At 43.8% G+C, this 15298-nt stretch carries 18 protein-coding genes; all 18 read right to left on the bottom strand.

Annotated features, from left to right (window positions below; all coding sequences use genetic code 11):
- Window position 1: 1 nt before the first annotated feature.
- The 18 genes from NYE72_RS18630 to trmFO all read right to left on the bottom strand — a co-directional run bounded on the left by NYE72_RS18630 (window position 2) and on the right by trmFO (window position 15291).
- Window positions 2-469 carry a flagellar basal body-associated FliL family protein gene (locus NYE72_RS18630; protein ID WP_076100380.1) on the bottom strand — a complete coding sequence of 156 codons (468 nt, stop codon included), beginning with the start codon at window positions 467-469 and terminating at the stop codon, window positions 2-4.
- A complete protein-coding gene (locus NYE72_RS18635) occupies window positions 466-690 on the bottom strand; it encodes a flagellar FlbD family protein (RefSeq protein WP_036688535.1) in 225 nt (74 codons plus the stop codon). Before NYE72_RS18635 ends, NYE72_RS18630 begins: the two co-directional genes overlap by 4 nt.
- 89 nt (window positions 691-779) lie before the next feature.
- On the bottom strand, window positions 780-1598 hold the full coding sequence (gene flgG, locus NYE72_RS18640; protein WP_036688538.1) for a flagellar basal body rod protein FlgG: 819 nt from the start codon (window positions 1596-1598) through the stop codon (window positions 780-782).
- 104 nt (window positions 1599-1702) lie between these two features.
- Entirely contained in the window at window positions 1703-2086 is a 384-nt protein-coding gene (locus NYE72_RS18645) for a TIGR02530 family flagellar biosynthesis protein (protein ID WP_076100377.1), read from the bottom strand.
- Window positions 2083-2580 (bottom strand): flagellar hook capping FlgD N-terminal domain-containing protein, encoded by a 498-nt coding sequence (locus NYE72_RS18650; RefSeq protein ID WP_036688543.1) that lies wholly within the window; start codon window positions 2578-2580, stop codon window positions 2083-2085. The genes NYE72_RS18645 and NYE72_RS18650 overlap by 4 nt, the downstream gene beginning before the upstream one ends.
- Before the next feature lie 33 nt (window positions 2581-2613).
- Window positions 2614-4095 (bottom strand): flagellar hook-length control protein FliK, encoded by a 1482-nt coding sequence (locus tag NYE72_RS18655; RefSeq protein WP_052097111.1) that lies wholly within the window; start codon window positions 4093-4095, stop codon window positions 2614-2616.
- A 24-nt stretch (window positions 4096-4119) separates the two neighbouring features.
- On the bottom strand, window positions 4120-5037 hold the full coding sequence (locus NYE72_RS18660; protein WP_076275241.1) for a kinesin: 918 nt from the start codon (window positions 5035-5037) through the stop codon (window positions 4120-4122).
- Window positions 5038-5076: 39 nt separating this feature from the next.
- The gene (gene fliJ / locus NYE72_RS18665) at window positions 5077-5520 is read right to left on the bottom strand and encodes a flagellar export protein FliJ (RefSeq protein WP_038571963.1); all 444 of its coding nucleotides are present in this window, start codon (window positions 5518-5520) and stop codon (window positions 5077-5079) included.
- Between the two features lie 9 nt (window positions 5521-5529).
- The gene (gene fliI, locus NYE72_RS18670) at window positions 5530-6855 is read right to left on the bottom strand and encodes a flagellar protein export ATPase FliI (RefSeq protein ID WP_235219563.1); all 1326 of its coding nucleotides are present in this window, start codon (window positions 6853-6855) and stop codon (window positions 5530-5532) included.
- Window positions 6836-7684 (bottom strand): FliH/SctL family protein, encoded by an 849-nt coding sequence (locus tag NYE72_RS18675; RefSeq protein ID WP_038571966.1) that lies wholly within the window; start codon window positions 7682-7684, stop codon window positions 6836-6838. Before NYE72_RS18675 ends, fliI begins: the two co-directional genes overlap by 20 nt.
- The gene (fliG, locus tag NYE72_RS18680) at window positions 7677-8693 is read right to left on the bottom strand and encodes a flagellar motor switch protein FliG (protein WP_038571969.1); all 1017 of its coding nucleotides are present in this window, start codon (window positions 8691-8693) and stop codon (window positions 7677-7679) included. The genes NYE72_RS18675 and fliG overlap by 8 nt, the downstream gene beginning before the upstream one ends.
- A gap of 4 nt (window positions 8694-8697) precedes the next feature.
- Window positions 8698-10284 carry a flagellar basal-body MS-ring/collar protein FliF gene (fliF, locus tag NYE72_RS18685; protein WP_076106359.1) on the bottom strand — a complete coding sequence of 529 codons (1587 nt, stop codon included), beginning with the start codon at window positions 10282-10284 and terminating at the stop codon, window positions 8698-8700.
- A gap of 34 nt (window positions 10285-10318) precedes the next feature.
- Window positions 10319-10630 (bottom strand): flagellar hook-basal body complex protein FliE, encoded by a 312-nt coding sequence (fliE, locus tag NYE72_RS18690; protein ID WP_036688553.1) that lies wholly within the window; start codon window positions 10628-10630, stop codon window positions 10319-10321.
- Between the two features lie 33 nt (window positions 10631-10663).
- Window positions 10664-11110 (bottom strand): flagellar basal body rod protein FlgC, encoded by a 447-nt coding sequence (gene flgC / locus NYE72_RS18695; RefSeq protein WP_036688555.1) that lies wholly within the window; start codon window positions 11108-11110, stop codon window positions 10664-10666.
- Window positions 11111-11116: 6 nt separating this feature from the next.
- Window positions 11117-11524: a flagellar basal body rod protein FlgB gene (gene flgB, locus NYE72_RS18700; protein ID WP_038571975.1), complete on the bottom strand. Its 408-nt coding sequence runs from the start codon at window positions 11522-11524 to the stop codon at window positions 11117-11119.
- Window positions 11525-11914: 390 nt separating this feature from the next.
- Window positions 11915-13315, bottom strand: coding sequence for an ATP-dependent protease ATPase subunit HslU (gene hslU / locus NYE72_RS18705; protein WP_076100372.1), 1401 nt, complete (start codon window positions 13313-13315; stop codon window positions 11915-11917).
- 33 nt (window positions 13316-13348) lie between these two features.
- On the bottom strand, window positions 13349-13891 hold the full coding sequence (gene hslV / locus NYE72_RS18710; RefSeq protein WP_036688562.1) for an ATP-dependent protease subunit HslV: 543 nt from the start codon (window positions 13889-13891) through the stop codon (window positions 13349-13351).
- A 17-nt stretch (window positions 13892-13908) separates the two neighbouring features.
- Window positions 13909-15291, bottom strand: a complete 1383-nt coding sequence (gene trmFO, locus NYE72_RS18715; RefSeq protein ID WP_076100371.1) for an FADH(2)-oxidizing methylenetetrahydrofolate--tRNA-(uracil(54)-C(5))-methyltransferase TrmFO — start codon at window positions 15289-15291, stop codon at window positions 13909-13911.
- Window positions 15292-15298: the final 7 nt, after the last annotated feature.

Raw genomic sequence — 15298 nt, forward strand, 5'->3', positions numbered from 1 at the left:
GCTACACAGAAGCCAAAAGGAATTTGGTGATTTCGATCTGAGTAATTTGGCCCTCAGTCAATGTCTTATTGATCAGATTAATAAGCTTACTGCTAAGCTGATCTTTTCCATTCGCTCCATTAAGGTCCTCAGGTTTGGTATCTGCAAGCGTCTTGATAATTATTGGTTTGATTTTGATCTCTTTTATTTTTTCGAATTCTTCCTTTGATTTCGCAGAACTCAGTTGGAAGGCGAAATCTACTTGAAGGATAAAATCGGGATCAGCAAGATTTGTTTTGATATCAATGATCTCTGCCGTCAATTCGACGATTTCATCTGCAGTTAAATGTTTTGTTTCCACATTTTGAACAGCAGCACTTACCTCGTTCGTATCTTTCGGAAAGATCCTGTCCATTAGTAAAAATGCGGCGACCACGATCAGAGTAATCGCTAGTAATATCGTGATGAGCCACGGCATCATCTTTTTCATGTTAGCTCCTCCATTGACTGGATTTTAATGGTGGCAGCATATGTGCCTATGTCCCTGTTATAATCCCGGATCTTCGTAATAACCTCATCGGCTTTTTCGAGAACGATCAGTCTTTTTCCGGTTACGAGCGTAATATATGTATCCGGGCTTTCTTCTACCATTTCGACCAGTAGGGCATTGATCCACATCGGTGTTCCATTTAATCTTGTTACCGATATCATAACAGGCCTCCTAACAAAATAGGGGGAGGAGTAACTCCCCCACGACTCCGCATGAACCATTTAAGAAAATATAGAATTTATTGATTAAATTAACGCTTCAGGTTTACTACTTCCTGCAGCACTTCATCAGAAGTTGTGATGATACGGGAATTCGCCTGGAATCCACGCTGTGATACGATCATTTCTGTGAATTCATTGGTAAGATCCACATTGGACATTTCCAGCTGTCCAGAGATGATTGCCCCGGTGCCATCTTCTGTATTGTTCGCTGTAGTCGGAACCAGTTCGCCTTCTGCATTCGCATTAAGTGTCATACGATACAGATTGCCTCCGATTTTCTCCAGACCAGACGGGTTAGTAACCTTGGCTACACCAATCTTCACCCCAGCTCCAGTCGTTCCATCTTCCATGGTCTGAACAATTGTTCCATCATTAGAGATAGAAAACGCCGTTACATCGTCACCTAATTGAATGATCCCACCGTCGGAATCTAAAACATGAAGTCCGTCAGCGGTAACAAGATTACGCGCAGCGTCAATGTGGAAATCTCCGGCGCGGGTCAAAAATGCAGTATCTTGATCCTCAGTAAGCTTAACCAGAAAAAAACCATCTCCATCGATACGTAAATCTGTTGGGTTGTTGGTGGTTTGAGCACTACCAGCCAAATGTAGGGTATCTATAGAAGCAATACTAACACCTAGTCCAACTTGTTTCGCATTTACCCCACCTTGACCATCCTCACCCGGTGCAGTAACACCAGAAACGGTTTGGCTCATAATATCCTTGAACATAACACGTCCGGATTTAAACCCGATAGTGTTGACGTTAGCAATATTATTACCGATTACATCAAGCTTAGTTTGAAAGCCTCTCATTCCTGAAACCCCTGAATACATTGATCTTAACATGTTTAATGTCCTCCCAGATTATAGAGTCCTAATAACTTTCCAAGTGAATTGGGACCGCGTCAGTCGGTCAGCGGCCGCCTCGGCTTTCCGTTAGGACCAGCCTATTATGAAATCACTATTGCACTATCGATTTGTGTAAATACATTATCTTTGATCGAGTTACCATCCATAGCAGTAACTACTGTGCGATTAGGAACGCTAACGATAAACGCCAAATCCTTCATTAATATCAAGGATTCTTTACTTCCCTTAGCAGCAGCTTTGTCCACAGCAGATGAAATTTGATCCAGCTGACCACTTCCAAGCTCTATCCCTCTTTGTTCTAGGCGCTTAGCAGCATGATTGCTGAATTTTAATAGTTTCTGTTGCAGCAAACTCTCAAAAGAAGCTCCCCCCGCCACAGACTGCTTAGGCAGCGAAGATCGTTGTAACGTTGTAGAATGCAGGGACGCAGGATACAGCTGGCCTATAGTAAGCCTGTCACTCATATGCTCGCCCCGCTTCCTCCGCTATTCTCCGGAGTATTACTATCTGTACCAGAACCGCTTTCTGGCGTTGCTGCGGCATTCTGAATTTGTGTAATATCGGTTAAAGCAATTCTGTCTTTTCCCACAACCGCATATTGAATACCATTGCTAACAACGATAGATTCAACATTACCTGTCTTAGGCAGCTTTGTGGCGGTGTCTGTCCATGTAATATCTTTACCAATCAACCCGGATACAGATCCAAGGGACTGATTCATAGCATTAAGCTGAGTAGAGATATTCATCAATTGCTCCACGGATGTGAACTGAGCCATTTGCGCAATAAATTCTTTATCTTCCATCGGTTGCATCGGATCTTGATTTTGCAGCTGAGTAATCAAAATCTTCAAAAACTGATCCTTACCTAAAGTAGAATTACCCGTTGTCCGTGCACTAGAGTCGGGAGTTGTATAATTCCACTGATCTTTAGTAGAGACCGGAACTGTTGTCGCCATAACCACTCACCTCTCTTTCGTTTGTTATTAGAGTTAAGCCTTAGCAGAAAAAGATCCACCTTGGGACTGATCTTCTTGTCCCGCATTTGAAACCCAGTCCTTCCATTCACCATTCAGCTCTGCGGCAAGAACGGCATCACTGGCTTCCTCTCTGCTTTCTTTGGAACGTCTACCCTGCTGTCCACTTCCGGAATTAGGTTGGCGTCCTTCCTGCCCCCATTGCGAATTAAGTGGGGTATTATTTTGCGTAACTTCCAGCTTCTCCACTTGAAGACCCTGAGATTGCAATGCAGCGCGAAGCTGGTTCATTTGTTGCTCCAGCATATCTTTAGCACCGGTATGTTCAGTCATGAACTGGGCAACTAAATGACCATTTTGCATTGTGATCTTAACATCAACTTGTCCGAGATTTTCTGGAAAAAGGGATATAGTCGCTTCAGCGATCCCACCTTTTTGCACAATCTCTAATTTGCCTGTAATGAAACCTGTCATTTCTTGAGCAAATTGCTGAACCGGAACAGGCGCTGCTGGCACTTCAGCCTTCAGCGGTGCTGTAATTCCTCCGCGCAGAGATAACTGACCCGCAGTAACAACCTCATGATCCCCTTCGTTAGCTGTAATTCCTAGCGTGGAATCTAGAGTGGATTCTGTTGACTTCGTTTCCCCGGTTACACCTGTCTTGATTAACGGCGTGTTCGCAGTCTCTGCTTCAGCTTCTTGCACAGTTCCTGAGGTCACTGGCGAGCTGGCAACCGTATCATTTTTCACTACAACAGCTTCTCCGGAACGATTGCTCACATTCTGAAGTGTTTTATCCGTTGGATTATTTTTGCTTTCAGTGATAGCAGGCTGTTCTACGGAAGAAACAGAAGCAGCATTCACATTGCTTGTCTTTCCCTTCCCTTTATTAGTGTTAGAGGAGGACTCTTCTAAAAGCGCTGTGAAATTATTCAATAAACTGATTCCCTTAGCTGCTACTTCCTCATTGCCACTCACTGCAGCTTCCTGAATCATAGAAACTAAACTTTGCAGGTCGTCTTGAACTGCAAATCTCAATGTATCAGCATTCTGTGCCAATGGGGACAAGCTTCCAGCCACTTCTGCTTCCGTTGTAGCAGTGCCATCTTCTGCGGCATGGCTTCCAGATAAAAGTGCAGATACCTGAAGAATCCAAGCCTGTAAGGCTACCAACAGAGCAGGATCACTACTGATACTTTCATCCAGCTTCTCAACATCAGCAGCAAGTTTTTCAAGGAGATCACCCTTCTGAGTGTCTTGCCCTGCTTGCTCTTCTCCAGTCGGCTGCACTTCCTTTAACAGGCCTTGCAGCAAAGAAGCTAGATTTCCCAATAGGGGTTCAGCTGGAGTCGACGAGGTGTTGGCATTGCCTCCCATGGTTTGTACCAGGGTTTGAGCAAATGGTGCAGCTGTCGTTGTTGTGCCCGTTGTAGTCGATGTACTCCCATTTACTGCAGTTGTGTTTGCACTCACAAGCGATTGAACGACTAAACTCATTTATTTTTCACCTCCTTTCCCTATCTATTTAGCACCCATCAGACGATTAACAATTTTCGCAGTTTGCGCGCTATCATTTTTAGTCATTTCTCCCAAAATAGATGAACGAACACTATCACTTACGGTATTCATAATCGTCACAACCTTATCAGGGCTAATCTTGTACATTTCTCCTAGTAACGATGCTGCATTAGCAGGAGTCATTGAACTGAAGGTCTGATTCAACTTTTCCTTATCCAAATTCGTACTGGTTGTCGCAGTTGCTGTTGTACCGGCGTCTTTCTTCAATCTAGATTGAAGAGCTGCAATCGCCATGTCACTCGAAGATGTAGTTTCTTTTAACTTTATCGTTACATCTGCAGCTTTTTGCGGATCCATTTTTTCCAAAATCGCAGTTTTACTCGCTTTACTCATGACACTGAAGATCTGCACCATTTCTTCTGTAGTTAAATTCTCCATGATCGGTGCAGCCTTTGAAGCTTTCATGCCCGCATACAGCTTAGCCAAATCAGAAACCTGTTTCTGATAAGGATCCTCAGCTTCTTCTGTGCTTCCCTCTGCGGTTTCAGCTTCCTTCTTCATTCCTTCAATCTGTGACTCTAGCGCCTGAACCTTGGTATCCTGGGCAGTTTTTTCATCTGTAACCTTCTTCAGGTTTTCTTCCTGCTGGGCGAGCTGAGCTTTAAGCTCCTTAATCGTTGTCGCTGAGCTCACTTCCTGCTTTTTGCTTTCTTCCTTCGGTTTAGAAGGATCTGCAGGCGGATCAGGAACCCATTTTTCCAGGATAGGAATTTTATTCGCAACTTCAAGTACATTATTACGAATGTCCATATTAAAAAGCGTCAACAGTACTCCAAGCAGTACTAGCGTGAATATAATCGGTATCATTAAGAATAAGAACCGCTCAAATTTCCCCGCTGACCCTTCATTTTCAAGTTCCATATCATTATCAATATTAGCCACTAGCGGAAACCTCCCGGGTTAGAGGGATTTCATCGCGAAGCGGACGGTTGCCATCTCATCCAGTTCGTTTTGTTCCCGTAAAATCATACTTTGCTGAAACAATGTCTCAGCCTTGTCTTTTGCCTTCAACCATACTTTTTCATCTAAAACCTTAGTGCTTAACTGATCTTGTTTCTTCTGGACTTCTTGATGTGCACGGCTAATGTCCGTATGCTTACGGGCAATGCATTTATCCAGATATTCCACATACTCCTGCATTTCACGAATCTTAACCATAGGTGTCTTTTGCTCTGCGGCATTTTGTAAGGATAGCATGATAGCACTCCGCTGAAAGATGAGTTCATCCAGGCTTCTTTCCTGTGCCTGCAATTCTCCAAGCGCGCTTGAGAGCATCCATTCTGCCTGTGTCTTCTCATTGCCCTTCAAGTCAACGACTTTTTGAAAAGTATAATGAAACCTCATAATACCGAATCAACTCCTTGAGAACTGTGAAATTAAAGACTGTTGAACTTCAGCCAGCGTAACTTTTTCATTCACCTTTTGTTTGGTGAAATCCCATATACTGTCGATAAATTCCATCGACTCGTCGATTTGAGCATTAGAGCCTCTCTGATAAGCTCCAATATTAATCAAATCCTCTGAATCCTTGTAAACGGCCATAAGGCGCTTCACATTCTCCGCTGCTGCAATCTGTTCTTCTGGAGCAATATCCTTCATTACTCGGCTTATGCTGGAAAGAACATCTATTGCTGGAAAGTGTCCTTTGTTAGCAATGTTTCGATTGAGTACGATATGTCCGTCAAGTATTCCTCTGACTGCATCTGCGATTGGCTCGTTCATGTCATCACCATCAACTAGTACCGTGTAGAAGGCTGTTATAGAGCCTGTAGGACCTGTACCGGCACGTTCCAGCAGTTTGGGTAAGCTTGCAAACACCGAAGGTGTATATCCCCGCATGGCTGGCGGCTCTCCAACTGCAAGTCCAACTTCACGTTGGGCCATAGCATAACGGGTGACCGAATCCATCATCAGCATTACATTAAGGCCTCGATCGCGGAAATACTCGGCAATCGTTGTAGCGATAAGCGCACCTTTTATGCGAATCAATGCAGGTTGGTCTGAGGTAGCAACAATGACTACGGATCGCTGCAAGCCCTCTGGTCCCAAATCTCGTTCAATGAAATCCAATACTTCTCTGCCACGCTCACCAATCAGAGCAATAACATTTACGTCAGCTGATGTATTCCGGGCAATCATCCCCATCAAAGTACTCTTGCCGACCCCCGAGCCAGCAAAAATACCGACCCGTTGTCCCTTGCCAATCGTTAGCAAACCGTCAATCGCTCTCACACCGATACTAATGGGCTCCTGCACCCGCGGTCTATTAAGTGGATTGGAAGGAATATTAAAGGTAGAGCTATGTGGCATTCGTGCTGGAATGAGAGAGCCATCAAGCGGCTGCCCCAGACCATCCAGTACTTTTCCTAATAATTCAGAACCTACTTGCACGCTAAGCGGCTTACCAGTGCCCACTACATCACAACCAGGTCCAATCGCCTGCAGTTCACCAAGTGGCATCAATAGTACCTTGTTATCACGGAAACCAACGACCTCAGCTTGCAGCGGTTTGTTTCCTTTAGAAGGGTAGATGTAGCATACATCACCTATACTTGCGTCAGGACCTTCCGATTCAACCATTAGACCGATTACCTGCGTCACTTTCCCATTGATCCTCACCGGATCGAGATTACGAAGTTGCTCCTTATAACGGTTGCTATTAAGCATCGTCTTCCCCATTTCTCTGCTCATCGGTGTCCAGCGCAATTCTTACCAGCTCTTTTTTGATCTCTGCGAGCTGAGTGTCGATTCGAGCATCTATGCTGCCAAAGGAAGAGCGGATAACACATCCTTGGTCTTTTACCGTTGAGTCGGGCAAGATTTGCAGTTCAGCCTGTGAATCAACAGCTAGTGATAATTCTTCCCGGGCAGCATTCACAAAAGCGAACTGCGCTGGGGATACACAAAGTGAGATCAAACCCTGTTCTCGCTTACGAGCCAGATTTTTGCGAATTAAGTCCATTGCGAATTGTGGTTCTATCGTTAATTGCTTGTCCACAATTTTTTCTGCAATATCACAGCTTAACTCTACTAAAAAAGGCTCCGCTTCCTGAATAATAACTTCTCTAGCTTTATAAGCCTCAGTCAAAACAGCACGCGCTTCTTCCATCATCTCTGCAATCTTATGCTTCATCTCTTCCTCAGCCTGAGAAACACCTTCCTCATAACCTTGCTGATGAGCTTCAGCTTTGATAGCTTCGATCAGATGTTCATCCTGCTCACGCCGTTGTTTCCACCACTCTTCAGCCTCCGCTTTCGAGGACTCTACAATCTGTTCCGCTTCAAGAGATGCATTCCGAACCTGCTCTTCAGCAAAATCCTGAGCGTCCTTAAGCATTTGCTTACGCGTCTCTTCTGCCTCTTCACGTGCGGGATCATGATAGTCAGTCTCGCTTAAAGTCTCCTCGGGAACGGGCTCCTCAGTTAGGCCCGCATATTGCCGGGCCTGTTCCAATCTTTTAAAGACATCAACCGGAACATACTGGGAGTGTTTGATCAGCTTAGACAATGATGTCATCTCCTCCGCCACGAGCGATGATAATTTCACCAGACTCTTCGAGTCTGCGGATCGTGCCTACAATACGAGTCTGTGCTTCTTCAACATCACGCAGCCGCACAGGACCCATGTATTCCATTTCTTCTCGGAACGTTTCTGCCATACGCTTGGACATATTTCTGAAAATAACATCCCGTACTTCTTCGCTGGCAACCTTGAGAGCAAGCTGTAGATCCGCATTATCAATATCACGAATAATGCGTTGGATCGAACGATTGTCCACATTGACAATATCTTCGAATACGAACATCCGTTTCTTGATCTCTTCGGCAAGTTCTGGATCTTGAATTTCGAGAGAATCCAGAATCGTACGTTCTGTCCCCCGGTCAACCCCATTCAAGATTTGTACAATCGATTCGATACCACCAGCATTTGTATAATCCTGAGTTACTGTAGCGGAAAGCTTCTGCTCCAGCACACGTTCAATTTGCGTAATTACCTCCGGAGAGGTGCTGTCCATAACAGCAATTCTTCTCGCCACCTCTGCCTGCTTCTCTTGAGGAAGCGAGGAGAGGATTGCAGCAGCTTGTTCAAATTGCAGATAAGACAATACAAGTGCAATAGTCTGTACATTTTCATTCTGGATAAAGTTGAGAATCTGATTAGGATCCGCTTTTCGTGCAAAATCGAAAGGTCTTACTTGCAATGTTGCAGTCAGACGATTAATGACCTCCATTGCTTTTGTTGACCCAAGCGCTTTCTCCAGAATTTCTTTAGCGTAGTTAATACCGCCTTGTGATATATATTCCTGGGCGAGGCATATCTGATGGAATTCAGACATGATCGACTCTTTTTCACTGCTGTCCACTTTGCGAACATTGGCAATTTCAAGAGTCAGCTGTTCAATTTCCTCGTCTCTTAAATGTTTGAAAATTTGCGCCGATACCTCGGGCCCTAGTGTGATAAGCAGGATCGCAGCTTTTTGACGGCCACTAAGTCCCTGCTGGCTAGCCTTTGCCATTAGTTCACCTCTGTTCGTCTGCAAGCCATGTACGCAGCAGATTTACGAATTCGTCTGGCTTCTTCTTGGCCAAACTTTCCAATTGCTTACGAACTTGACTTTCATTCGTCACGCTCTCCAAGTTAATAGAAGGAAATTCAGTAGGAACCTGCAATGGAATGTCTTCATCTTCCTCTTCCACAGTCTGTTTACGACTCCGGTAGATTAGATATCCTCCACCTGCTCCAACCAGCAATGCTGCTGCTCCGATAGCCCATATCATCCAAGAAGCGAGACCACCTTTAACGGTGTTGGCATCGGTGCCACCAAATTGTTGCGAGTAGACCGAAACCTTTTTGGTCAAATCAGCGTCTGTATATGTAGTACCTGAATCTGCAAGAGAAGCGCGAACAATATTCACCAAAATATTTTGAATTGCAGCTGATGTTGCATCATCTAAAGTTTTTTCTCCTGAAGGTGGTTCAACTGCAACATTTATGGTTAAGTCTTTAACAGTATACGGACTAGCAATAACATCTTTAGTAATTCGGTTAACTTCGTAGTTCCTCGTTTCAGAAGATTCCTCCGAGGTAGAAGTATCCGCACCCGCATCAGAAGGATAGCCCGTAACATCTTGAGAACCAGTGCCAGCCACTCCGCCAGTCGTGTTTCCTTGACCCGAATACGAATTACTAATTATCTGTGAACTGATCTCAATCCCCTTCATGTTCTCTGTATCCACAGGGGTAACAAGATCTTCCTTCCGGTTTTCCTTGTCAAAGTTCAACTTTGAGAACACAAGAACATCCACTTTATCAGGACCGGTAAGAGTGCTAAGGAATTGTTTCACATTTTTCTTTACTTCTTCTTCGAATTTTTTCTGAAGAGCGAAGTTTTCTTCAACTTGGTTTGTGACACCAGCCTGTCCACCTTTAGCTGTTGGCATTAATTCAATTTCATTATTTGCAATGGTAATGTTGTCAATTGGCAAATTGGGCACAGCAGTTTTCACAAGATTGAAATACCCGTCAATATTGTCTTGAGTAGGTCTAAATCCTGGATCAAATGAAAGCACAACGGATGCAGATGCCTGCTCCTGATCAGCCTGTGAGGCAAAAACTGTCTCTTTAGGCAAATTAATCAGCACTTTTGCATCTTTAATCCCTTGCATGCGTCTCATTAACTGTTCAACTTCACCGTTTAATGCATTATTGTACTTCACGTTAAACTCGCTATCTGTTGTACCAATCATCGATGAGTTTTCATCAAAGACTTTATATCCGATAGAACCACCTTGAACAATCCCCTGAGAACCGATATCCACCTTGACCCGAGCTGCTTCTGTACTTGGTACAGAAATACTCTTTCCATCTTGACTTAATCGGTATGAAACACCTGCTGAATCTAAGGCTTTCATTACTCCAGCCGAATCCGTACTGTCCAAATCTTGAAATGCTACTTCATATTCTGTTTTTGAAAGCTGCATGGTCATAACTACGATTATTATTAGAATGATAAACAATGTTGAAAAGAATAAAATCTTCTGTTTACCACTAAATCTGTTCCAATACAAGAGAACCTTCTCCCGATATTGGGCAAATCTTTCATTCACAGTGTCACCCCATCCGAAACTAAGCTAGGATTTATTATATTTGAGTTCTCATAATTTCTTGATAGGCTTCAATCACTTTGTTCCGGACTTGTGTAGTCAACTGTAAACTCAGTAGAGCCTGTTGGGAAGAAATCATCACTTCGTCAATGTTCACTTCTCCCAATACAAATTTATTACTCATATCCTTAGCTTGTTGTTCCTGATCAGCCACTTTATTGAGCGCATCCTCAAGATAAGAGCCAAAGCTCTCCATCGAATTAGCAGGAGTGGATGAAACTTCGGAAGATGTCGGTTTCATAGCAAGCTGCTGTACAGCCTGAACCCCATTAGATATATTCTGTATCAACTGTTTCCCCCCCTTAAGTTAATTAACATTCATTTATCTACCAATTTCGAGTGCCTTGCTTACCATAGCCTTGGATGCATTAAGCATCGTGACATTGGCATCATAAGAACGAGATGCAGATAACATATCAACCATTTCTTTGGTAATGTCTACGTTTGGCATATAGACATATCCTTCAGCATCCGCATCAGGATGGCTCGGATTGTATACCGGTTTCAATGGTGAAGTATCTTCTATGATCGACTGCACCTTAACCCCTTCATTGCTATTGTTCATTTTCGAATTTAGTATATTCGAGAATTTATTACTTTCGTTCGTTTCCAAAACAACCAACTTACGTCGGTAAGGAACAGCCTTGCCATCAACCACGGATGCTCTTGTAGTTTCAGCGTTGGCTACGTTGGAAGAAATTACATCCATCCGCAACCGTTGAGCCGTTAATGCAGATGCGCTGATCCCAAAACTACTACCAAAGTTCATACTCTCTTATCCTCCTTGAATTACGGCTCGCATCATCGAAATCTGGCTGTTAATCTGTTCAACATAAGAACTATACCTAAGCTGGTTCTCTGCGCTTAACGCCATTTCGCGATCTACATCCACATTATTGTCGTTATTGTTCATAGAGGTAGTTTCATCAGTATTCTCAACAGCAGCGGGAACAATTGTGTTGCTGCCAAATTGATAATGCCGGGTATCCGAAACTTTCGCTCTAAGTGTAGATTGGATTCCACTTTCCTGTTGTTGCAGGATACTTTCGAATGAAACATCAGAACGTTTGAAATTGGGCGTATCTTGATTAGCCACGTTATTTGCTAGAGCACTTTGTCGTTTATAGGCAGCATCAATGCCTCCCTGCAATCGTTGAAAACTGACACTATTCAGCAATCCCAAGACAATTCCTCCTTTCAAAGCTATCATAATGAAAAGAATTCCACAACTTCCATCAAAAAACCTGCTTGCTTTCGACAAATAAAGAAGAAAAATACTCAAAATTTACGGTATTCCGTCGAACGCTGTCGCAATGAATAACATTTAGCATTTTCACATACATTGATTTTCATTTAATTTGTATATTATTACAATAAGAAATAAGCCCTATCTTTTTAGAAAAGACAGGGCTTTTAGCACTTTATTACTATTTATTTACATTTTTAACTCATTATTTTCTTTTTAATTGCATGTTTTGACATATTTTTACGTTTTCACGACACCAATTTGTAATTTATCTAATCCGTTATGCCCAAATTCAAAATACATAGATTTTTTGTTTTTTTTGTCACATTAAAGAATATACTGACTTAAATCACGATCCTGAGCTATACTTGCCAATTTCTCGCGCACATACTCCGGGGTAATAACCATTTTCTCCAAAGTCAGCTCAGGTGCTTCAAAAGAAAGATCCTCTAACAGCTTCTCCAAAATAGTATGAAGACGCCGTGCACCTATATTCTCCATATTTTGATTCACTGAAGCCGCTATTTTGGCAATCTCATGTATAGCATCCTTCTGGAATTCCACTTCTAAATTTTCTGTTTTAAGCAGATTCACATATTGTTTAGTTAAAGCATTCTCCGGTTCCGTCAAAATAGAAACGAAATCCTCTAACGTTAGACTGCTCAGCTCTACGCGAATCGGAAAACGGCCTTGAAGTTCTGGAATCAAATCTGAAGGCTTAGCAATATGGAAAGCTCCGGCAGCCATAAAGAGTACATAGTCCGTCTTCACAGGACCGTATTTCGTCATAATGGTCGAGCCCTCTACAATCGGCAAAATATCCCGTTGCACGCCTTCACGCGACACATCCGGTCCAGACCCTTTTCCCTGACTTGCTACTTTATCGATTTCATCGATAAAAATAATGCCTGATTGTTCAGCCCGAGTCACGGATTCCTGGATCACATCATCCATATCAATCAGCTTGGCCGCCTCATCCTGAATGAGTACCTTGCGCGCTTCGCGAATAGGAAGCTTACGTTTCTTCGTCCGCTTAGGCAGCAAACTGCCGAACATCTCTTGCATATTCATACCCATTTGGTCGTTACCTTGACCTGCAAACATATCCATCATAGTTGGCGCTGTATCCTCAACATCAATTTCAATGATGTCATCTTCCAGCTGACCAGCTAACAGCTTAAATCTAACCCCACGGCGGCGTTCACTTAAACTTCCATCCTGCTCAGTGTCTTCTTTAGAGTCCTCTTGTGCAGAATTCCCTCCAAAAATCATCTCGAAAGGATTCTTTTGTGATTTATTTTTGGAAGAGGAAGGGACCAATATAGAAATGATCCGCTCATTAGCCAGTTCTTCCGCACGATCCTTAACCTTCTCCGTACGCTCAAGCTTGACCATACGAATAGAAGTCTCTACCAGATCACGAACCATAGATTCCACATCTCGACCTACATAACCGACCTCAGTGAATTTAGTAGCCTCCACTTTGATGAACGGTGCATTAACAAGCTTTGCTAGACGCCGGGCGATCTCTGTCTTACCCACACCTGTAGGTCCGATCATCAGGATGTTCTTAGGGACGACTTCATCACGCAGTTCCTCTGCTAGCAGACTGCGCCGATACCGATTACGGAGCGCAACAGCTACCGATTTCTTGGCTTGCTTCTGACCTACGATATATTTATCCAATTCGGCTACAATTTGACGGGGTGTAAGCGATTGATTCACCATCGTGAATTCCTCCTTGTCTCTATGGCACTGAGTCTATAATTGTTCAACAATAATGTTGGAATTAGTGTACACACAAATTTCAGATGCTACCTGAAGCGATTCTCTAGCAATATCCGCAGCGGAAAGATTGGGTGCATGACGTTTGAGTGCTCGACCTGAAGCCAGCGCAAAATTACCACCGGAACCAATCGCAAGAACGTCATCATCCGGTTCGATAATTTCACCATTTCCGGAGATCAGGAGCATTCCTTCCTTATCCATAACAATCATCAAAGCTTCAAGCTTCCGAAGAATACGATCTTGACGCCAGTCCTTCGCTAATTCAACTGCAGCCCGCTGCAGGTTCCCATGATGTTCCTCCAGCTTGCCCTCGAATTTTTCGAATAGGGTAATAGCATCCGCAACGGACCCCGCAAAACCTGCTATTACTTGTCCTCTGTACAGGCGACGGACTTTTCTGGCCGTCGTCTTCATAATAACACTCTCTCCGAATGTAACCTGTCCATCACCTGCTATAGCTGCCTGTCCGTTATGTCTTACAGCACAAATTGTAGTCGCATGAAAGCTGGGTACCATGATTGTAAGTTACCTCCTTAAGATGGGCTTTGTTCGCTATCGACAACCTCCGGCTCCGAATAAGCGAGTCCTGTACGGTTGGCATACTCGGCAAGACTGTCCAGAGCGCGATGAGCTAACATTTCATTCTTTTCCTTCTTATTGCGGATCTTCTTCTCTACCTTTGGCAACAGACCGAAATTGGCATTCATAGGCTGAAAATGCTCTGGATCGGCTGAAGTAATATAAGCTGGCATGCTGCCTAGAACAGTATCCTGCGGGAAGATCAGTCCTTCCTGTCCGAGTGCTGCCCGTGCAGCATTAATACCAGCTATGAGCCCGGAAGCAGCTGATTCAACATAACCTTCTACACCTGTCATCTGTCCAGCAAAAAAGAGTCTTTCCTTGCCTTTCATCTGATAGGTAGGGTGCAGAAGTTTAGGAGAATTAATAAATGTATTTCTGTGCATCACACCATAACGAACATATTCAGCATTCTCAAGACCTGGGATCAGCGAGAATACACGCTTTTGCTCGCCCCATTTCAAATGGGTCTGAAAACCAACAAGATTGTAAAGTGTGCCGGCAGCGTTATCCTGACGGAGTTGCACAACCGCGTAAGGAAGTTTACCTGTATGCGGATTGATAAGTCCTACTGGCTTCATTGGGCCAAATAACGCTGTTTGCTTGCCGCGTTTCATCATGATTTCGATAGGCATACAGCCCTCAAAGTATATTTCTTTCTCAAAATCTTTGAGTGCTGCTGTCTCAGCAGAAATCAACGCATCATAGAACACGTCGAACTCCTCTTCTGTCATCGGACAGTTCAGATAAGCCGCTTCACCTTTATCATAACGGGAAGCCAAATACACCTTGTTCATATCAATGGTGTCTTTCTCAACAATCGGTGCTGCTGCATCATAGAAGTAGAAATACTCTTCACCCAGCAGCCCTTTTATTTCAGCGGATAATGCCGGTGAAGTTAGTGGGCCCGTTGCAATAACAACAATCCCTTCCTCCGGTATATGCGTAAGTTCTTCATTTATGACTTCAACGAGCGGATGATTATGCAAAGTATGGGTGATCTCACCTGAGAATCCGTCCCGATCTACGGCGAGTGCTCCTCCTGCGGGTACCGCGTGTCGGTCAGCAGCACCTAATACAAGAGAGTTCAAACGCCGCATTTCTTCCTTCAATACACCTACAGCATTTCCTAATCCATTCGCACGCAAGGAGTTGCTGCATACCAGTTCAGCAAATTGATTCGTGTGATGGGCTGGCGTCTTTACTACAGGTCTCATCTCATATAATCTTACCGGTACTCCTAGTGATGCTATTTGCCAAGCGGCTTCGCTTCCTGCGAGGCCCGCTCCAATTACTGTTACTTTTGCTGTATCTGACACTGTCTTTTTTCCTCCCATAGAGACT

The sequence above is a fragment of the Paenibacillus sp. FSL L8-0333 genome (assembly GCF_037965665.1).
GTDB classification, from domain to species: domain Bacteria; phylum Bacillota; class Bacilli; order Paenibacillales; family Paenibacillaceae; genus Paenibacillus_AQ; species Paenibacillus_AQ odorifer.